Raw genomic sequence first — 20,598 nt, 5'->3', positions numbered from 1 at the left:
ATGCAAATTCAAACGCCTGATATTGGTGTCGATAAAGCCACTGTTGCAGATATTCTTGTCAAAGTTGGCGACACGATTGCAGTTGATGACAGCATTGTCCTATTGGAATCAGACAAAGCCTCTGTTGAAGTACCCAGCACCGTTGCAGGGGTGGTGAAAAGTATTTTGGTACAACAAGGCGATGAAGTGACTGAAGGTGCGGTGCTGATTGAGTTGGAAACTGAAGCTCAAACGGCAGCTGCTACAGAAGTTGCTGCACCGCAAGCCCAAGTAGATGCTGCACCGAAGCAAGATGCTGAACCAGTGATCGCTGCAGCACCAAGCTCAGCGACATCAAACACTGCGCAAGAAGTAGATGTACAAGTACCTGACATTGGCGTGGAAAAAGCCGTTGTTGGGGAAATTTTAGTACAAGTCGGCGATGCGATTGATGTTGATCAAAGCATTATTATGGTGGAGTCGGACAAAGCCACAGTAGAAGTGCCGAGTACGGTGTCGGGTACAGTTACCGCTATCCAAATCAATACGGGTGATACCGTAAAAGAAGGTGTGGTGATTCTGAAAGTGAAAACCGCCGCTGCTGCAGTCACACAGGTGGAAACACCTCAAGTGGCATCAGCAGAAGCGGCTGCTGCAACAGCGAGCGCAGCAACTGCATCGGCACCACAAACAACAGCATCAGCACAGGTTGAAGTCGCAGTGCCTGATTTAGGGGTCGATAAAGCCACAGTGGCAGAAATTTTGGTACAAGTGGGCGATACGGTTGCTGCTGACCAAAGTTTGATTGTGGTGGAATCAGACAAGGCTACGGTAGAAGTGCCAAGTACTACTGCAGGCGTGATTCAAGCGATTCATGTAGAATTAGGACAAAGTGTTGCGCAGGGCAATGCATTAGTGACGATAGTAACTGCAAGCGCAGCTGCACCAACAGCAGTTGCAGCAGCTCAAGTTGCCTCTGCACCAAGTACATCGCCAGCAGTCAGTGCTGCATCTACAGCACAAAGCACGACAGTTGCAGCAAGCGCGCATGCGAATGTAGACAAATTGAGTAAGGCGCAACATGAAGCCAATGCAAAAGTGTATGCAGGCCCTGCTGTGCGTAAACTGGCACGTGAGTTGGGTGTTGTTTTAGCAGATGTAAACGCCACTGGCCCACATGCGCGTGTACTCAAAGAAGACTTGAAGGCTTATGTCAAAGCGCGTCTTACTGCGCCGCAGACTGTTCCTGTCGCTGCTACAACACAGCAAGTTACAGGTTTGCCAAAGCTACCTGACTTTAGTGCATTTGGTGGTGTGGAAGAAAAAGATTTGACGCGCTTACAACAAGTGTCAATTCCGCAATTGTCCCTGAACAATTACATCCCACAAGTCACGCAATTTGATTTGGCCGATATTACCGAGCTAGAAGCGTGGCGCGGTGAATTGAAAGCCAACTTCAAAAAAGAAGGTGTCAGCCTGACCATTTTGGCGTTCATTGCCAAAGCAGTAGCGCATTTGCTGAAAGATGAGCCATATTTCGCTGCGCATCTGGCAGACGATCAAAAGTCTGTGCTGCTGCGTAAAGAAATCCACATGGGCATTGCGGTGGCAACCCCCGATGGTTTAACCGTGCCTGTACTACGTAATCCAGATCAGAAATCGATTAAACAAATTGCGATTGAACTGGGTGAGTTGAGTCAAAAAGCGCGTGATAAAAAGTTGTCGCCTAAAGATTTACAAGGTGCAAACTTTACCATCACCAGTTTAGGTTCGATTGGCGGTACGGCATTTACGCCGTTGGTGAACTGGCCGCAGGTTGCGATTTTGGGTATTTCACCAGCGACCATGCAGCCTGTCTGGAATGGTGAAGGTTTTGATCCACGTTTGATGTTGCCATTGTCATTGTCGTATGACCATCGTGTCATCAACGGTGCTGATGCAGCACGTTTTACCCATAAACTGACTCAGTTGTTGGCTGATATTCGGAGTTTACTGCTCTAAATCAAGTCAAAAAATTTACTTAAAACCCTGCTATGGCAGGGTTTTTTGTGACTTATTTTTATTCGCTTTGATGTCAGCACAGCATTTGCTTAAGCACACTATTCCGTTTAGAATAGGCTTACTTCATTGGGGAGTAGCCGCTTTTTACTTACGGGGTTTAAACCGCATCAAGTAAAAAGGTGATGGTCAACATATTTGTTCCACAGAACATGGTCATCATAGCAAAGAACCAAGTCTGCTTTTTCAAGCTTTCTTTTGTTGGCAAGACCTTTGATTTATCACTCTGCAGATTTTGGCTAGCAGGAGGGATAGGTCATTGGTATGTGTGCTAGCCAGAGAAAAACATCATGTATGAATTCCTCATCTCGACTGCCATTGTCGCTTTAGCTGAAATGGGTGATAAAACCCAGCTACTGGCGTTATTACTCGCAGCCCGCTTTCGTAAACCTGTCCCTATTTTAGTTGCCATTTTATTGGCAACGCTGATTAACCATGGTCTTTCTGCAGTGTTAGGGCAGTGGATTACCACCGTACTCAGCCCAGAAGTCTTGTTGTGGATTTTATCTTTAGGCTTTATTGCAATGGCTATTTGGATGCTGATTCCAGACCAGTTGGACGATGAAACCGAAAGCATCAACAAATGGCAAAAATATGGTGTGTTTGGTGCAACCTTTGTGCTGTTCTTTTTGGCAGAAATTGGCGACAAAACCCAAATTGCCACGGTGGCTTTGGCGGCACGTTATGACAGCATTTTCTGGGTCATGCTGGGTACGACATTAGGCATGATGCTCGCCAATGCGCCTGCGGTATTTATTGGTAATAAACTGGCGACCCGCTTACCAATTGCATTAATTCATAAAATTGGCGCACTGATTTTCTTAATTATTGGTGTATCGACCTTGGCACAGCATTATTTCTTCTAGAGAATCAGTGGATGTGTATAAATCCTGAGCAAAATGCTTGGGATTTATTTTTGTAAGTTGTGATGCAATTCACTGATATTTCAGATAATCCAAGCTATTTTATTTATTGTAACTTTCCATAAATAGCTATATGTTATTCAGTCATAGAAAACGTATTTTTAAAAATGAAAAAATCGGGGTTTGGTTATGGCATTTGACCGTACAACATCGCAGGTCTTGTTTGACAATGGGACACACAAATGTATTAGTTTTACCAGTTTGGTCAAAGGTGAAGGTGTTCAGGCTAACCAATTTCTGATCCTTGATAATAACCGTGCTGCAGTGCTAGACCCAGGTGGTGACCTGACCTATGTACCACTGACCATGGAATTAAATAAATATACCCGCCTGACCAATCTTGATTATGTAATGGCATCTCACCAAGACCCAGACATCATCACCTCAATGCCGCGTTGGTTGGTATATACCGAAGCAAAAATTGTAGCGTCAAAATTATGGGCGCGTTTCTTGCCGCATTTGAGCTCATCTTTTATGAGCGACCGCATGAAAGGCAACTGGCTAGACCGTTTAATTGAACTGCCAGATGAAGGTCAATCCATCCCTTTGGGCGAGTCGAAAATTATTGCGGTGCCTGCGCACTTTTTGCACTCGGTCGGCAACTTCCAGTTTTATGACCCTGTTGCCAAAATCTTATTCTCGGGCGATATGGGTGCATCCATGGTGGAAGATGCTTCAATTCCACTGGCTGATTTTGCTGCGCATATTCCTGCCATGAAAGGCTTCCATCAGCGTTATATGTGCTCGAACAAAGTTATTCGCCTGTGGGTAAGCATGGTGCGCACTATGGATGTAGAAATGATTGTGCCGCAACACGGTACGCCTTTTGTCGGCAAAGAGCAGGTGAATCAATTCCTTGATTGGATTGAAACACTGGAATGTGGTGTCGATTTGATGGATGAGCACGTATTTAGCTGTCCTGAATAAGTGACAAAAAAGCTAAAAAAACCGTAAAAAAAACTTGAGTGCAAAAACAACTTTTTTTAAGATTTTCGCCCAAAAACGATTTTTTTGATGGCGAGAACTTAACGAATGTTGTCTCAAGTACCTACACAGGATGCCTGCTTAAGCTGTGGCGCATGTTGCGCTTATTTCCGTGTTTCATTTTATTGGGCAGAAGGCATGAATATGCCTGAGCACTACACGGAACCAGTGACAGCAGTGTATTCATGTATGTGCGGAACCAACCAAAGTCAGCCACGTTGCATTGCTTTACAAGGTGAAGTTGGACAGCAGGTCAGTTGCGGGATTTATGAATTGCGCAGCAGTTCTTGCAAAGAAGTGCAAATTGCCGATGACCAATGCAACAAAGCCCGTCTTGCACATAATATGATTCCATTTGTGCAAATTGAACCTGCGATTCCTGTCAATGATGATGACTTTGATCAAGTGGTTTAAGGCCTAGAGTAGACAGATTGAATAAGCAAAGCTTCGGCTTTGCTTTTTTAATGACTGAATTTTGTTGGGATTGCTCAATCATTTTTTATTGAGGCTTTGGTGAGGTATATGAAACATCAAAGCTATTCCATTGACACAGACTGCGGCTAGAAAAATAAAGGCTTGAGCGTGGGTGAGCTGATTTTTAGATGAAAAATACTGTTTTTTGCAGTCAGACAACCCCAGTTGGGTAGAATAAAAAATATTTCTTAGAGAACAAATGAAATTTGTGCCCAGATTTGTTTATAATGGCTCACGGAAATTACCAGTGAGACTGTTATGCTGACCATCGTTCAAGAAGCGTTAACCTTCGATGATGTCTTATTACTCCCTGCCTATTCTACTGTTCTCCCAAAAGATGTCTCCTTAAAGACACGTTTTACGCGCGGCATTGACCTGAATATTCCGCTTGTTTCAGCGGCAATGGATACAGTGACTGAATCACGTATGGCAATTGCGATGGCGCAAAACGGTGGTATTGGTATTCTACATAAAAACATGGACATCGTAGCGCAAGCTGCCGAAGTGCGCCGTGTGAAAAAATTCGAAGCGGGTATGGTGAAAGATCCAATTACCGTAACCCCAGAAACCACAGTACGTGAATTGATTGCGCTGACTCAAGCCAACAACATCAGCGGTGTGCCTGTGGTGAAAGATGGCAAAGTAGTGGGTATTGTGACAGGACGTGACACACGTTTTGAAACAAACCTTGAACAACCTGTCAGAAACATCATGACTGGCCAAGATCGTTTAGTGACTGTACGCGAAGACGAATCTAAAGAAAATATTCAAGCTTTATTGCAACAACACCGCATTGAAAAAGTGTTGGTTGTTAATGAAAATCAAGAGCTTAAGGGCTTAATTACGGTGACCGATTTCCGTAAAGCAGAATTGTATCCAAACAGCTGTAAAGATGATTTAGGTCGTTTACGTGTGGGTGCTGCAGTCGGTACAGGTGCAGAAACACCAAGCCGTGTAGAAGCGTTGGTTGAAGCAGGTGTTGATGCAATTGTGGTGGATACTGCTCACGGTCACTCTGCAGGTGTAATTGAACGTGTACGTTGGGTAAAAGCTAACTATCCACAAGTTCAAGTCATTGGCGGTAATATCGCAACGGGTGATGCTGCTTTGGCATTGTTAGATGCAGGTGCAGACGCAGTAAAAGTCGGGATTGGTCCTGGTTCAATCTGTACCACACGTATTGTGGCGGGTATTGGTATGCCGCAAATTTCTGCAATTGATTCTGTTGCCAATGCATTAAAAGAACAGATTCCATTAATTGCCGATGGCGGTATTCGCTTCTCTGGCGATATGGCGAAAGCTATTGGCGCAGGTGCAAGTACGATTATGGTGGGTTCATTGCTTGCAGGTACTGAAGAAGCACCGGGCGAAGTTGAATTCTTCCAAGGCCGTTACTATAAAGCTTACCGTGGCATGGGTTCATTGGGTGCTATGGCGGGTGCAACAGGTTCTGCAGACCGTTATTTCCAAGACTCTAAAGCAGGTGCAGAAAAACTTGTGCCAGAAGGTATTGAAGGTCGTGTGCCGTATAAAGGTCCAATGGGCAACATCGTGCATCAAATGATGGGCGGTCTACGTTCATCTATGGGTTATACTGGTTCTTCAACCATTGAAGACCTACGTCAGAATGCAAAATTCGTGAAAATTACTGCAGCAGGTATGCAGGAATCTCACGTACATGATGTGACGATTACTAAAGAAGCGCCGAACTATCGTGTTGGTTAATTTTTAGTATCGTTTTCAAATAAAAGCCGTCATCTATATGACGGCTTTTTCATTTTTGGTGTAAAGTAACTTGCAGTAAAAAAGTGATGATAAAGATCACCTCTAAGAAGTGAGAACAATATGAGTTATTTTGGTACAGACGGCATTCGAGGGAAGTTCGGAGAGTTACCTATTACACCTGAATTTGCATTAAAACTGGGTTTTGCAGCAGGTAAAGTTTTAAAAAAGCACACCAAAAAAAATAAACCAATTGTGGTATTGGGTAAAGATACACGTCTTTCAGGCTATATTTTAGAAGCAGCGTTACAGGCGGGTTTGAACGCCGCAGGTGTATATGTACATTTATTAGGCCCATTACCAACCCCAGCCATTGCACACTTGACCCGTGCCTTACATGCCAGTTTAGGCATCGTGATTTCAGCATCACATAACCCGTATTTTGATAACGGAATTAAATTTTTCTCAGGTGAAGGGAAAAAACTTCCAGATACGATACAAGAAGAAATTAACCAAGAATTACAGCAAGAGTTAAAAATTGAAGACACAGCCAACTTGGGTAAAAGTGTTCGTGTAAAAGATGCCAATGGGCGTTATATCGAGTTCTGTAAATCGACTTTCCCGTATCATTTAGATTTAAATGACCTGACCATTGTGGTCGATTGTGCCAACGGTGCAGCCTATAACGTCGGCCCTGCGGTATTTCGTGAACTGGGTGCCAAAGTCTTTGCCATTCACAATGAACCGAATGGTTTAAATATTAATGAACATTGTGGTTCGACTCATCCTGAGCATTTACAAAAGGCAGTGTTGGATCATCAAGCCGATTTGGGGATTGCTTTTGATGGTGATGCAGACCGTGTAATTTTGGTAGACCGTCATGGCAAGCTGATTGATGGTGACCATATTTTATATATTCTTGCCACGCAAGGCTCGAAAAAACCTGCAGGAATTGTGGGCACATTGATGAGCAATATAGCCTTGGAATTGGCTTTAGAAAAAGCCCAAGTGCCGTTGTTGCGTGCCAATGTAGGCGATCGTTATGTGCTGCAAGGTTTGGAAGAAAATGGTTGGGTCATTGGTGGCGAGCCATCGGGTCACATTCTAACCTTGGACAAGAGCACCACAGGTGATGCCATTATTGCGGCACTGCAAGTGTTAACGGTGATGGTAGAACAAAACAAAGCCCTAGATGAATTGGTTGCAGACTTTAAACTGTTGCCAAATGTGCTAGAAAATGTACGTTTAGAGAATATGTTTGACCCGTATGCGGTGCCAGCATTGGTTGCAGAATTTGATCGTGCAACTGAGCAGCTCAAAGGTCGTGGCCGTTTATTGATTCGCAAATCGGGTACTGAACCTGTGATTCGCGTGATGGTGGAAGGTGATGATTTGGCTGAAGTGAAGGCAATGGCGAAAGATTTAGCAGATGCTGTACGTCGTCATGCCGTCTAAAGGGGGTAAATCGTGAGTGATTTAATTAAAGATTTAAGTGAGCTGCGTTTAAGTTACCAAAAAGGTGAATTGCTAGAAGCACAGGTCAGTGCCAATCCGCATATTCAGTTTTTGAATTGGTTTAACCATGCCTTAGAAGCCAAGCTGCATGAACCGTATGCGATGTCATTGGCGACTGCCAATGCGCAAGGTCGTCCGCATGTGCGTACTGTGTTGCTGCGTGGAGCCACCGAAGCAGGCTATGACTTTTATACCAATTATGACAGTCAAAAAGGGTTGGATTTAGCGGCCAATCCTTATGCTGAATTGTTATTTTACTGGCCTGAACTGGAACGTCAGATTCGTGTCAGCGGTTATGTCGAAAAAATTGATGAGCAAGAATCGACAGCGTATTATCACAAACGCCCACGTGACAACCAAATCGCTGCGCATATTAGCACTCCGCAAAGTGGTGTGATTGCCAGCCGTGAAGAACTACAGGCGCGTTTCCAAGACTTGCATGCCCAAGTGAGCGATCAATCTGAATTGCAAAAACCTATATTTTGGGGCGGTTACCGCTTGCAGCCTGATTATTACGAATTTTGGCAAGGCCGTCCGAACCGTTTGCATGACCGCTTAGCTTATGAAAAAATTGAAGGTGAGTGGAAACTACAACGCTTGATGCCTTAAATCACTGGAAATTATGTCAAAAATTCTAATAAAGCAAAGACCTTTACTTACACGCCCTGAAAACTTTCAGGGCGTCTCTACATTTGTTGCCCAAATTTTAGCGCGCCGTGGCGTTGCGTCTGAGCAGGAGCTGGAACTTAAACTGAAGCACTTGCTTGCTCCAAGCATGAAAGGTCTACCAGAAGCAATTCAGCTGATGGATCAGGCGATTGATCAGCAGAAAAAAATTGTAATTGTGGGCGATTACGATGCCGATGGCGCGACCAGTACCACACTCATGATTTTGGCATTGCGCGAAATGGGCGCACACGTGCAGTATTTAGTACCTGACCGTTTTAAATATGGTTATGGCTTAACCCCCGCCATTGCCGATTTGGCTTTTGAGCGTTATGCACCTGATTTATTAATTACGGTAGATAACGGCATTTCCAGTCATGCAGGTGTGGAGCGTGCGCAAGCTTTGGGGATGCAGGTCATCATCACCGATCACCACCTCACTACAAAAGCCACTCCAAATGCAGAGGCTGTGGTCAATCCGAATCAATTGGGTTGTGATTTCCCAAGTAAAGCCTTGGCAGGTGTGGGCGTGGCATTTTATGTGTTGGCCAACTTATCCAGTCAGCGTAAAAAACAGGGTAAATCTGCTGCAAATTTAACGCAATATTTAGATTTGGTGGCTTTGGGCACCTATGCCGATGTCGCTAGTCTGGATTATAACAACCGTATTTTGGTGGATGCAGGCTTGAAACGGATACAGCAGAATTTATGTCGTCCTGGGATTAGCGCATTGCTGGATTTGGCAGGACGTGAACCCGCACAGCTCAAAGCGCAGGATTTGGGTTTTGTCTTGGGGCCACGTATCAATGCTGCAGGGCGCATGGAAACCATGGACATTGGAATTGAGTGTTTACTGTCGGCGGATATGCAAAGTGCCTATGCTTTGGCGCGTCAGTTAAATAGTTTGAATCAGGAACGCCGTCAGGTTGAAGGGCAAATTAAACAAGATGCGCTGGCAGAGTTGGAAAAGCTGCAGTTAGATCAAAGCGATTTACCGCATGCCTTGATCATGTTTGAAGAACATTGGCACCAAGGTGTAATTGGAATTGTTGCAGGACGCTTAAAGGAACAGTTTCATCGCCCTGCGATTGTATTTGCTGCCGATGAAGATGGTGAGCATATTAAAGGCTCTGCCCGTTCAATTGAGGGGATTCACATACGTGACACCATTGAATTGGTTGCAGAGCAATATCCACATTTGGTCAGTCATTTTGGTGGACATGCGGCTGCGGCAGGTTTGACCATAAAAAAGGTGCACTTTGCAGAATTTAAACAGGTCTTTGAACAGATCATTGCGCAAATGGATGCGGATTTATTTCATGCTGTGCTATGGACAGATGGTGAATTGCCGCAAGAAGCTTTTGATTTACACACGGTAGATTTATTACAGCATTTGGCGCCGTGGGGACAAAAGTTTCCGCAGCCTGTGTTTGAGGGACGGTTTAAAGTGGTTGATTTTAGATGGTTGAAGGACGCTCATTTAAAATTGCGTTTGGCATTGGACAATGGACAAGTGGTTGATGCGATTGCGTTTGGTGCTAAAGATAAATTTGAATTTAACCCGATGCGGGATGATGTGCGTTTGGTTTATGAGTTAGAGCGCAATGTGTTTAATGGCAATGTGAGTTTGCAGTTGCAGATTGTGCATTTGGAGCAGTAATCCAAATAAAAAAATCCGCTCAAATTTGAGCGGATTTTTTTGCTTTTAATGTAAGGGATTAGAAGCGGAATGTACCATTGATGCCGTAAGAGTCCGCACCATCAGTTGTCGTGTAATTCACACCTACAGCAAATGCTGGGGTAAAGAATTTTTGTGCACGTACATTAAAGATAGTATCAAAATCTTCTTCTGTTGAATCTGCAAAAGAAACACCAACGCTTAAAGTTGGGTCGATATAAAGGTCTGCACCTAGACGATATACTGTTTCATCTGCAAAATAGGTTGCACCTTCAAAATTAGTATAATAGTTACCAATTTGAGTGACATATTTTGCGCGAAGTGTTGCAATAGTATCATCTTCAGCAGTCCAAATATTTGTAAAGCTGTTGATAAAACCGATTTGGCTTGCTTGGATTGGGTCAATATTTTCTTTTGCAACACCAGCTGCTAATAACAAACTATTGATTGGTAAATAACCCACTTCCAGTGCATAACCTGTGTTGTCTGCCGAGATCGAATCTTCATCATCTTCGATTGTAATTTCAGAACGGTTTAATTTGGCGTAAAAAAGCACCCTTCCGAAGAAGGGTGCTATTTGAGTAAGGAATTAGACTTAAGCTTAGAAGCGATATTTCGCAGCGACACCAAAGCGGTTGTAGTCAGCATTACCAACTTCACCAAAGCCTACACGACCTTCCAAACTGACTTGTGGTGTAAAGAATTTACGTGCACTCACACCAAACTCATCATTATCGTTGATATCGTTGCTGTAATAATCGACACCTACACTTAGCGTTTTATCAATGAAGTAATCCGCAGCAAGATTGTATTCATCGAGATCACCAAAAGCAGCACCTGCTTCAAGGTTGATGTCTTTACCATTCGAAAGTGTAGTTACGTATTTAGCACGTAAAGTCGGGTCTACACCATCATCACGGTCATTATCCCAACCTTTAAGACCTGCGGCAATTAACAAACCTGGCGCTGGTAAATAACCAACTTCTGCGCCATAAGTAGTTAAATCATTGTTTAGGTCATTATTATCTTTCAAGTCATGACCGCTCACATTACCACTTAAGTAAAAGTCTGAGTTCGGTACAAAGTATTCTGCACCAACTCCATAAGTATGCGCTTCATTGTCGCCAACTTCGTCATATTGGTATTTGGCGTTTACATTGCTAGCACGATCAAGGAACGCCGCTTCTGCTAAAGGCGCATTACGGGTTTGTACAGGGTTAAAGTAATAAGTACCATCTACACCGAATGAACCGCTTGAGCTGGCGTTGTCTGGATCAATCAGTCCTGCTGATGCACCAATTTCAGCTTGGTATGCGTTCGCAGTACCAGTGATAGCCAAAGCTGAAAGTAGGGCTGATGCGATTGCTAATTTTTTCATGGAAAGTACCCCTCTGAAATCTGGTTAACAGTTAAACTTTTTGTTACAACTTTCAGTCTAGGCGAAAAAAAATCAGCGTCAATCACAGGAAAGTTACCGCATTGTTTCAAGCGTAAGTTTGTGTAATTTTTTTTAATTAAGTGATTGAAATAAAAATGAAATAATTAAATGTTTTGTTTTATTAAAACTATGTGTATTTTGTGAATTTTACTAAAATTGATCACTAAATCATCAAACTTGTTTCATCCTTGCTTTATTTTGGCGGGTTGAAGCAATTGCGATACACAATTTTTAAGCTTGTATTCAGTTGAATGTGTCAGGCAAAAAATCAGGGAGATAGATCAGCCATTTAGATAAACATCAGTGTTAATCGAGCATGCTGTTTTTTTAGATTGGATATCATCAGGCTTTCGTTTTAAAAAGTTTAAAGCGATCTTTATTTTTAACCACATTTAGCATTCAACCTATAAAAGCTGAAAAGTTATGCTGGAATTTACAGCAGGGTAGAAATGCCAGAACAGGTCTGTGCTACAATTATTGGCTATTGAGCTTCATTGTTAATTGAGAGAATTTACGTGGAAATTAATCCTTATCTAAACCAATTAAAAGACTTGAGCGAACGTGGTCAAACACTACGGGGGTATCTTTGACTACGATCTGAAAAAAGAGCGTTTAGAAGAGGTTCTCCGCGAGTTAGAAGATCCTGCAATCTGGAATGATCAAAGTCGTGCGCAAGCCATGGCCAAAGAAAAGGGCGAGCTTGAAAACGTGATTCATGTCCTAGAAGGTTTGGCGACCCAGTTAGAAGATGCCCAAGCCATGCTGGATTTAGCCGTTGAAGCCGATGATGAAGATTTATTGGTGGATGTGCAGTCTGAATTGACTTCTGCAGAAGAAGAACTGGCGAAGCTTGAATTCCGCCGTATGTTCAGTAATCCAATGGATCCAAACCCATGCTATGTCGAAATTCAGGCGGGTTCGGGTGGTACAGAAGCGCAAGACTGGGCATCGATGCTGTTGCGTATGTATATGCGCTGGATTGAACGTCACGGCTTTAAAGCAGAATTGATGGAAGAGTCGGATGGTGATGTAGCAGGGATTAAATCTGCGACCATTCGCGTTGAAGGTGAATATGCGTATGGTTGGTTGCGTACCGAATCGGGTGTGCATCGTTTAGTGCGTAAATCACCATTTGACTCAGGTAACCGTCGTCATACGTCATTCTCTGCGGTGTTTGTTTCACCAGAAGTTGATGACAACATTGAAATTGATATTAACCCTGCCGATGTCCGTACCGATACCTACCGTGCGTCAGGTGCAGGTGGTCAGCACATTAACAAAACTGACTCTGCGGTACGTTTAACTCACGCACCTACAGGCATTGTGGTGGCGTGTCAGAACCAGCGTTCACAACACGCCAACCGTGACCATGCGTGGAAACAATTACGTGCCAAGTTATATGAACTAGAAATGAGTAAACGTAACGAAGCCGCTCAAGCTTTAGAAGACTCGAAGTCTGATATTGGTTGGGGCAGCCAAATTCGTTCTTATGTATTGGATGATTCACGTATTAAAGACTTACGTACAGGCGTGGAAACCTCAAATACAGGTGCAGTTTTAGATGGTGATTTAGATAAGTTTATTGAAGCCAGTTTAAAACAGGGTCTATAAGTCACGGTCTGTTAGATCGCAATAAGCCTGCCCAATTCAGTTGAGTTGCTTAAAAATTCATATAAATCGTAAAAAATCGATATTAATATCGAAAAAATACGATATATTAAAAGCAGCTGCTGAATTGGGCTTATATTTACGAATATGTGTCTGAATGATGGATGTCGATTTAATCTTTAAAGCCTTAGCCAATCCTACCCGTCGGCAAATTTTAGAATGGTTAAAAGCACCAGAACAATTTTTGTCGGTAGATGAGTGTGGCGACTTTAAGCGTGGCGTATGTGCAGGACACATTGAGCGTTTGGGCAACGTGTCGCAATCGACCATGTCAAATCATTTATCGGTACTGCAACAGGCAGGTCTTATTCGTGCAGAAAAATATGGACAATGGTCGTATTTTTCTCGTAATGAAGCACTCATTCAGCAATATGTCGAATATTTAAAACACTCACTTTAACTGTGAGATTAGAGGCAAAAATGGCTGAATTAGACTCTCCTTTAGTTTTGGGTGATCTGCATCTAAAAAACCGTGTGGTGATGGCACCTTTAACCCGTAGCCGCGCCAGCGATGACCGTGTTCCAACGCCAATGATGGCAGAATATTATGCACAGCGTGCCAGTGCAGGTTTGATTCTTTCAGAAGCAACGGTAATTTCTGAAGAAGCCAATGGTTATTTAAATACCCCAGGATTATTTACCGATGCTCAAGTGCAGGGTTGGAAACTCGTTACCGATGCCGTGCATGCCAAAGGTGGTTTGATTGTGGCGCAACTGTGGCATGTAGGTCGTGTTTCACATCCAGATTTACTCAATGGTGCAACACCAGTATCGGCAAGTGCGGTACAACAAGCAGGTTATGTCAGTTTGTTGCGTCCTAAACGTGAATATGTGTTGCCACGTGCCTTAGAAATTGCAGAAATCCACACCATTACCGAGCAATATAAACAAGCCGCCATCCGTGCCAAAGAAGCAGGATTTGATGGGGTAGAGTTGCATGCAGCCAATGGTTATTTGATTGATCAATTCCTGCAAAGCAAAACCAACCAACGTGACGATGAATACGGTGGTTCGGTTGAAAATCGTGCGCGTTTCTTGTTAGAAGTGATGGACGCCTTAATTGAAGTCTGGGGCGCAGGTCGAGTCGGTGTGCATTTAGCACCACGTGGCGATGAGCACGACATGGGAGATGATGATCCACGTGAAACCTTTGGCTATGTCATGCAGCAATTGGGGCAGCGTAAAATCGCCTTTTTCTTTACCCGCGAATATTTAGCCGAAGACAGCATTTCCCAAGAAATGAAAGTACGTTCAGGCGGTGTGCCATATATCGCGAACATGCGTTTAAGTCGTGCTGATGCCGTGGAATTATTGGCTTCGGGCAAGGCCGATGCGGTGTCATTTGGTAAGGCGTATATTGCCAATCCAGACTTGTATGAGCGTTTATTGGCAGATGTACCTTTAAACGAACTCAAGCTGGAAAACATGATTGGTACAGCCGTTGCAGAAGGCTATATCGATTATCCAACTTTGGCGGAAACACAACACGCTGTAGAATAAAAGCCAGTATAGCGCCACATGCAATTAACATGCGCGTGTGGCTCTGTTATATTTTGCCGATAATCTTTCTTTGGGGCGCATCTTTTGGCTACTCCATTTTGGTATAACGCAGCCTTGGCGCTGTTAAAACCGATTTATCAGTCACGTATTCGTAAACGTGCCGAATATCCTGAGCAATTACAACAAGAACTGCTTGAGCGTTTTGGCCCATTTCAGCCTGCTAAAAATTTACATGCCATTTGGTTTCATGTGGTGTCGGTGGGGGAAACTAATGCCGCACAACCTTTAATTGAACATTATTTAAAAGTGGGACATCCCGTTTTAGTCACCAATACCACCAAAACGGGGCAGGCACGCGCCAAATCATTATTTTTAAAAGCACCGTATTTAGATTTATTTCAAGCCGTGTATTTACCTGCCGATCAGGTGCATTTAATTCGTGAGTTTTATCAGAAATATCAGCCTAAATTATTGGCACTGGTCGAAACAGAATTGTGGCCTAATTTGATTGATCAGGCGCAGCATTTTCAAGTCCCGTGTTTGTTGATTAATGCGCGGCTTTCGGAAAAATCGGCCAAAGGTTATGCCAAAGTTAAAGGATTAACTCGCGGCATGTTGCAAAATTTGCAGCAACTTTTGGCGCAAGACTCTGCCACACAGCAGCGTTTTATCGCATTGGGGATGCCTGCCGAGCGTACAAACGTGGTGGGTAATATTAAATTTGATATTACTGCGCCAGAAGATTTTGTAGAGCAAGCCGCGCAGTTGCAACAGACATGGCAATTGGCACATCGCAAAATTATCACCCTTGCCAGTACCCATGCGCCTGAAGAACAGCAATTATTGACTGCTTTGAAACCTTATTTCGCACAGCATCCTGAACTGTTATGTATTGTTGTGCCGCGCCATCCAGAGCGTTTTGATGAAGTGGCTGTGCAGGTGAAAAAACTGCAACTCAATATGCAGCGCCGTAGTTTGGCTGAAGCGATTCAACCCGAAACACAAGTGTATTTAGCCGATAGCATGGGTGAAATGTGGTTGTGGTACGCCTTAAGTCAGGCCTGTTATGTTGGTGGTTCGCTGAATGAACCTGGCGGTGGGCATAATATTTTAGAGCCTTTGGCCTTAAATGTCGCCACGGTATTGGGCAAAAATTATTTTAACTTTCAAAGTATTGTGGATGAGTTTGTTGCAGCAGAAGCCGTGTATGTGGTCGAAGATGCTGAACAAGCTGTAAATACGTTAACGCAATTGTTGTTTGAACCTGCGTTGCGTGCTCAGCTGAATCAAAATGCTCAAGTGATTATGTATAAAAATCGTGGCTCTTTGACTGAGCATATTCACGTGATTAATCAGTATCTTTAAATATGAATATCGTTTTGCTTGACCCTCGGCAGACCACAAATGAAGTGTGGTCTATTAGCGCCCAGCGCCAAGTGCAGCATTTACACACGCATGTCGGTGTACAAGTCGGTGACACCTTGAAAGTCGGGATTCGCGGTGGCAAGCGTTATTTGACCGAAGTGGTGGACGTTAGTGAGCAGCGGATTCAAGTCAAAGCCCTGTATGAAGAAGCTGTACCGAAAAAACTGCCTGTGACCCTGATTGTGGCTTTACCACGCCCTAAAGTATTACGTCGTTTAATTATGGATAGCGTGACGCTAGGTGTGGAAAAAATTATTTTACTGCACAGCTATCGAGTCGATAAAAGCTATTGGCAAACGCCTTTTTTACAGCAGTTGGATCAATATGTGACGTTGGGTTTGGAGCAAGCAGGCGATACCATTGCACCTGAGATCCAACTTTATAAACGCTTTAAACCCTTTGTGGAAGATGTTTTGCCCGGTTTGATTTCTGCCGATTGTTCTGCTTATGTGGCGCATCCTTATACCGATCAAGCTATGCCACATGCCATCCAACATCCATGCAGTATTGTGATTGGCCCAGAAGGTGGATTTATTCCCTACGAAATTGATTTGCTCGAAAAAAACGGCTGCCAAGCGCGGCACTTGGGCAACCGTATTATTCGTACTGAAACTGTGATTGCTTATGTTTTAGGGCGTTTGTTTAGTGCGGGCTGAATCATCTTCATTGACTGCTGCATCACCACGATAAACTTTCACTTCCTGCACAGGATAAGGAATCGAAATGTGATGTTCGGCAAAAGCGGCAATTACCCGTTCTTGCACTTCACTGATGGATGCTGAAGTGGTGGTTTCCGTCGTATTTACCCACCAACGCACATTTAAATTAATCGAAAAATCGGCCAAGGCAGTGACATTGACGCTAAATGCAGGTTGGCTCAAGATTTTTATGTCACGGTCTAAAATGGCCAAAATAATATCTTTGGCTTTTTGTACGTCATCTTCATAACCAATACCGACCACAAACTCGCAACGACGACGGGTATAAGCCGTATTGACCGTTACGGCACTGGTATACACCGTAGCATTTGGAATCACGATTCGACGCCCATCGGGAGAGCGCAGGAAGGTGGCACGAATCTGAATATCTTCTACCGTACCTTCCATATTATTCACGATGATGTCATCACCAATTTTAAATGGTTCTCCAATCAAAATGAGCACACCCGATAATAAATTCTGGAAAATATCTTTAAAAGCAAAACCAATTGCCACGGAGCCTAGACCTAAAGCACTCATCAGTTGGCTTGGGGTAAAACCTGGAATTGCAATCACCATCGCAATTAGAAAACCAAAGAAAATAATTGCAGAGCTACCGACCCGATTCAGCACCAAAACCAAATTTTGTCGGGTATAGGAACGATTGTTCAGGGTCTTGCGAATAAACCATTTAAACAGTCGGGCAAGCAGCCAAAACAGAATCAGCACCACGGCTGCAATCATCAAATACGGCACACGTTCCCAAAATCCTTCCATAATTTTGTCGATGGTGGAGTAGGCGTCATTGTACTTGGCCGTATGATTGATCACGGTTTGCGTGGTTTTTTCAGTGGCTTCCTGCAACAGCTGACTGGTGTTTTCAGAAACTTCACTGAGTGAGGGTTTGGATTCTGCCACGATAATTCCGAATTCAAAATGAAGCGACTATTTTGCCTGAAAAACTCAATTTGGTTAATGAGCAATGCTTACTTGCCAGTATTTTAGACAACTTGGATAGAAGTGATGAGCGTACTATTTTGTAGCATTTAAACTGCGAGTTGTATGTGGTTTTATCTGTAAGACAGGGTCGCAGGTATGAATGATTGGCTGCGTAAAAAAATGTTAATACTCACGGTTATTAGACGATATTTTCTTTAAAAATAATGCAATGCGCAGTACAGTGGAATGTAAACCTGAAAGTATGAATGCAAGAATATGGCATTCGATCAACGCTTTGGCATGCTATTGTTTGTATAAAATTTATGCGACTAAAGCCGAATGGTGAGCCATAAAAAAGAAAGTTCATACTGTGAATATGCAGAAATAATAATCAATAACGTGGCATACATCTCGTGAGAGATGCAAGAACATCAAGGAAGTAGCAGATGAAAGACGTATATCCTGTTCCAGATGAATTTAAAAAGACTGCCCGCACCACTGAGGCAGAATATTTTCAACGCTATCAACAATCTATAGATGACCCTGATACTTATTGGGCAGAGCAAGCCCAACGCTTAGATTGGATTAAACCTTTTACTCAAGTCAAAAATACCAACTTTGACCCCGAGCATTTTAAAATTGAATGGTTTGCCGATGGGCAACTGAATGTCAGTGCCAATTGCTTAGACCGTCATTTAAAAGAACATCCGCATAAACCTGCAATTATTTGGGAAGGAGATCATCCATCTCGGCATAAAGTGGTTTCTTTTGCTTCTTTGCATGATGAAACCTGTCGTTTTGCCAACGTGCTGAAAAAGAACGGGGTGCAAAAAGGGGATCGGGTGGTGCTGTACATGCCAATGGTTTCCGAAGCTGCGATTGCCATGCTAGCCTGCGCGCGGATTGGTGCAGTGCATTGTGTGGTTTTTGGTGGTTTTTCTCCCGATGCTTTGGCTAGCCGAATTGAAGACTGTCAGGCCAAGTTAATTGTCACTGCAGACTCGGCCATGCGTGGTGGCAAGCCAATTTATTTAAAAGCCAATGTTGATGCTGCCCTAAAAGTAGCAGGTACTGACTGTGTGCAAAATGTGATTGTGGTGCATCGTACAGGCAATCCGATTGAGATGTTGCCTGAACGCGACTTGTGGTATCACATGGAAATTATGTCGGTCAATGACATCTGCCCACCCGAGCCAATGAATGCAGAAGATCCACTATTTATTTTATATACCTCAGGTTCTACTGGAAAACCCAAAGGCGTTTTGCATACCACAGGGGGTTATTTGACCTATGTGAACAGTACGTTTAGGGAGGTTTTTGACCTGAAACAGGATGATGTGTTTTGGTGTACCGCTGATGTAGGCTGGATTACAGGGCATTCCTATGTTTTGTATGGTCCCTTATCGAATGGTACATCCACTGTGATGTTTGAAGGAGTACCGAACTATCCGAGTTGGGGGCGCACAGGGCATATTGTTGATAAACACAACATCACCATTTTATACACTGCGCCAACTGCCATTCGCGCCATGATGCGAGAGGGAGATCATTTCGTACGTGAAAGTGACCGTAGTAGTTTGCGTTTATTGGGTTCGGTAGGCGAGCCAATTAATCCTGAAGCATGGAACTGGTATTACAACGTAGTAGGTGAAGGACGTTGCCCAATTGTAGATACATGGTGGCAAACCGAAACTGGGGGCATATTAATTTCAGCATTGCCGGGTGCAACGCCACTGAAACCCGGTTCGGCAACCCGCCCATTATTTGGCGTGCAACCTGCTATTGTCGATGCCGAAGGTAATGAACTGGAAGGCGCGACCGAAGGCAATTTAATTATGAAAGATTCATGGCCAGGGCAAATGCGCGGTATTTGGGGCGACCCTGCACGTTTTATTGAAGCGTATTTTTCGACCTATCCGGGTGCGTATTTTACAGGAGATGGTGCACGCCGTGATGAAGATGGCTATTACTGGATTACAGGGCGTGTGGATGATGTCTTGAATATTTCGGGGCACCGTTTAGGTACTGCGGAAATTGAAAGTGCCCTAGTAGCGCATGAAGCTGTGGCTGAAGCGGCAGTGGTGGGTATGCCCCATGAGATTAAAGGACAGGGGATTTGCACCTTTGTAACTTTGCAAGTTGGTACACCCGAGTCAGAGGAATTGCGTGAAGAATTAGTCAATTGGGTTCGCAAAATTTTGGGGCCTGTGGCAACGCCTGATGCGCTGCATTGGGCACCTGCTTTACCTAAAACCCGCTCAGGTAAAATCATGCGCCGTATTTTGCGGAAAATTGCAGCGAATGAATTGGATAGTTTAGGAGATACTTCGACTTTGGCTGAGCCGCAAGTGGTGGAGTATTTGATTGCAACGGTGTATGGGGAGAGGTAGGTTTTTTTAACTATTCAAAATCAATATAAAAGCCCCAGTCATTCGACTGAGGCTTTTAGAATTTGGAGCGGGCTTTGTTGCATAATGGCTTTAAAGATAGGGCAACCTTAATTGAGCCAAATTTAAGACAAAACTTGAGTATGAGGGTGACCTAATTCTGTGAATTTGCTCAAGATGGCTACACATGCATAAATCTCATTCAACTGACTAGAACACTTCTTGCTGTTAATTTATCTGCTAATAATTTTATGTAATGCATCTTGGTTTCTACCAAACTTCAACGATGATAACCAGACCACTTTTTCCAAAGCATTCCTCTATAAAGATCTCAATTTAATTGCTGAGGAAATGTTAAATAATTTAACTCTGTACACGACAAATTTCACAGAACCCTTATCCTATCAGGGTTCTGCCTTCTTAAAATTGCCAAAATTTCCTTAAACTCTTCTTTTTTCCCAAAACCAATTAAACGCTGAATCGCCATTTGAACATAGTCTAAACCATAGCGAAATAAACTCATTGAGAGTCGTCCATGCTTCTT

The 20,598-nt window shown here is 43.5% G+C and carries 16 protein-coding genes, 3 pseudogenes and 1 riboswitch; of the genes and pseudogenes, 14 read left to right on the top strand and 5 right to left on the bottom strand.

The genetic code is table 11. The annotated features are described in order from the left end of the window. The 8 genes from FTU71_RS03560 to recJ all read left to right on the top strand — a co-directional run bounded on the left by FTU71_RS03560 (position 1) and on the right by recJ (position 9,981). Positions 1 to 1,980: a 2-oxo acid dehydrogenase subunit E2 gene (locus FTU71_RS03560; protein ID WP_180111450.1), complete on the top strand. Its 1,980-nt coding sequence runs from the start codon at positions 1 to 3 to the stop codon at positions 1,978 to 1,980. A 116-nt stretch (positions 1,981 to 2,096) separates the two neighbouring features. After that, a riboswitch (yybP-ykoY riboswitch) is annotated at positions 2,097 to 2,255 on the top strand. Positions 2,256 to 2,327: 72 nt separating this feature from the next. Further along, positions 2,328 to 2,903, top strand: a complete 576-nt coding sequence (locus FTU71_RS03555) for a TMEM165/GDT1 family protein (RefSeq protein ID WP_179994160.1) — start codon at positions 2,328 to 2,330, stop codon at positions 2,901 to 2,903. A gap of 186 nt (positions 2,904 to 3,089) precedes the next feature. Then, entirely contained in the window at positions 3,090 to 3,887 is a 798-nt protein-coding gene (locus FTU71_RS03550) for an MBL fold metallo-hydrolase (RefSeq protein ID WP_179994161.1), read from the top strand. 105 nt (positions 3,888 to 3,992) lie between these two features. Next, positions 3,993 to 4,358 (top strand): YkgJ family cysteine cluster protein, encoded by a 366-nt coding sequence (locus FTU71_RS03545; RefSeq protein ID WP_168417707.1) that lies wholly within the window; start codon positions 3,993 to 3,995, stop codon positions 4,356 to 4,358. A gap of 318 nt (positions 4,359 to 4,676) precedes the next feature. Beyond that, entirely contained in the window at positions 4,677 to 6,143 is a 1,467-nt protein-coding gene (gene guaB / locus FTU71_RS03540) for an IMP dehydrogenase (RefSeq protein ID WP_179994162.1), read from the top strand. Positions 6,144 to 6,263: 120 nt separating this feature from the next. Further along, positions 6,264 to 7,595 (top strand): phosphoglucosamine mutase, encoded by a 1,332-nt coding sequence (gene glmM / locus FTU71_RS03535; protein ID WP_179994163.1) that lies wholly within the window; start codon positions 6,264 to 6,266, stop codon positions 7,593 to 7,595. Positions 7,596 to 7,607: 12 nt separating this feature from the next. Then, the gene (pdxH, locus tag FTU71_RS03530; RefSeq protein WP_179994164.1) at positions 7,608 to 8,264 is read left to right on the top strand and encodes a pyridoxamine 5'-phosphate oxidase; all 657 of its coding nucleotides are present in this window, start codon (positions 7,608 to 7,610) and stop codon (positions 8,262 to 8,264) included. A gap of 13 nt (positions 8,265 to 8,277) precedes the next feature. Beyond that, positions 8,278 to 9,981: a single-stranded-DNA-specific exonuclease RecJ gene (gene recJ, locus FTU71_RS03525; RefSeq protein ID WP_154320187.1), complete on the top strand. Its 1,704-nt coding sequence runs from the start codon at positions 8,278 to 8,280 to the stop codon at positions 9,979 to 9,981. A gap of 58 nt (positions 9,982 to 10,039) precedes the next feature. On the opposite strand, the pseudogene FTU71_RS03520 reads toward recJ, so the two are convergent. Together FTU71_RS03520 and FTU71_RS03515 are read right to left on the bottom strand one after the other, a co-directional pair. Continuing rightward, positions 10,040 to 10,534, bottom strand: a pseudogene (locus FTU71_RS03520) (putative porin); the annotation flags it as partial. 66 nt (positions 10,535 to 10,600) lie between these two features. Continuing rightward, entirely contained in the window at positions 10,601 to 11,377 is a 777-nt protein-coding gene (locus FTU71_RS03515) for a putative porin (protein WP_179994027.1), read from the bottom strand. 575 nt (positions 11,378 to 11,952) lie between these two features. On the opposite strand from FTU71_RS03515, the gene prfB reads away from it, so the two are divergent. From prfB to FTU71_RS03490, 5 genes are all read left to right on the top strand, one after another. Then, a protein-coding gene (gene prfB, locus FTU71_RS03510; protein ID WP_179994026.1) for a peptide chain release factor 2 occupies positions 11,953 to 13,048 on the top strand; the annotation gives its coding sequence in 2 pieces (ribosomal slippage) (positions 11,953 to 12,024 and positions 12,026 to 13,048; 1,095 coding nt in all). 157 nt (positions 13,049 to 13,205) lie between these two features. Next, positions 13,206 to 13,505, top strand: coding sequence for a helix-turn-helix transcriptional regulator (locus tag FTU71_RS03505; RefSeq protein WP_019837093.1), 300 nt, complete (start codon positions 13,206 to 13,208; stop codon positions 13,503 to 13,505). A gap of 20 nt (positions 13,506 to 13,525) precedes the next feature. Continuing rightward, positions 13,526 to 14,605 carry an alkene reductase gene (locus tag FTU71_RS03500; RefSeq protein ID WP_096901672.1) on the top strand — a complete coding sequence of 360 codons (1,080 nt, stop codon included), beginning with the start codon at positions 13,526 to 13,528 and terminating at the stop codon, positions 14,603 to 14,605. 84 nt (positions 14,606 to 14,689) lie between these two features. Further along, on the top strand, positions 14,690 to 15,970 hold the full coding sequence (locus FTU71_RS03495; RefSeq protein ID WP_179990252.1) for a 3-deoxy-D-manno-octulosonic acid transferase: 1,281 nt from the start codon (positions 14,690 to 14,692) through the stop codon (positions 15,968 to 15,970). 2 nt (positions 15,971 to 15,972) lie between these two features. After that, positions 15,973 to 16,686: a 16S rRNA (uracil(1498)-N(3))-methyltransferase gene (locus tag FTU71_RS03490; RefSeq protein ID WP_154320190.1), complete on the top strand. Its 714-nt coding sequence runs from the start codon at positions 15,973 to 15,975 to the stop codon at positions 16,684 to 16,686. Here the strand turns inward: FTU71_RS03490 and FTU71_RS03485 are convergent. After that, the gene (locus FTU71_RS03485) at positions 16,660 to 17,646 is read right to left on the bottom strand and encodes a mechanosensitive ion channel family protein (RefSeq protein WP_131261199.1); all 987 of its coding nucleotides are present in this window, start codon (positions 17,644 to 17,646) and stop codon (positions 16,660 to 16,662) included. The two genes, FTU71_RS03490 and FTU71_RS03485, sit on opposite strands and share 27 nt — an antisense overlap. A 467-nt stretch (positions 17,647 to 18,113) precedes the next feature. Between FTU71_RS03485 and acs the strand changes: the two genes are divergently transcribed. After that, a complete protein-coding gene (acs, locus tag FTU71_RS03480) occupies positions 18,114 to 20,057 on the top strand; it encodes an acetate--CoA ligase (RefSeq protein ID WP_180111448.1) in 1,944 nt (647 codons plus the stop codon). 122 nt (positions 20,058 to 20,179) lie between these two features. Here acs and FTU71_RS03475 read toward each other — a convergent pair. Continuing rightward, positions 20,180 to 20,367 (bottom strand): annotated as a pseudogene (locus FTU71_RS03475) (IS5/IS1182 family transposase); the annotation flags it as partial. Positions 20,368 to 20,439: 72 nt separating this feature from the next. Next, a pseudogene (locus FTU71_RS03470) lies at positions 20,440 to 20,598 on the bottom strand (IS4 family transposase); the annotation flags it as partial.

Source organism: Acinetobacter sp. YH12136, assembly GCF_013418545.1.
In the GTDB taxonomy this organism is placed as follows: Bacteria; Pseudomonadota; Gammaproteobacteria; order Pseudomonadales; family Moraxellaceae; genus Acinetobacter; species Acinetobacter towneri.
The sequence above is the reverse complement of the archived record's forward strand: the minus strand, read 5'-3'. Positions and strand labels throughout refer to the sequence as shown.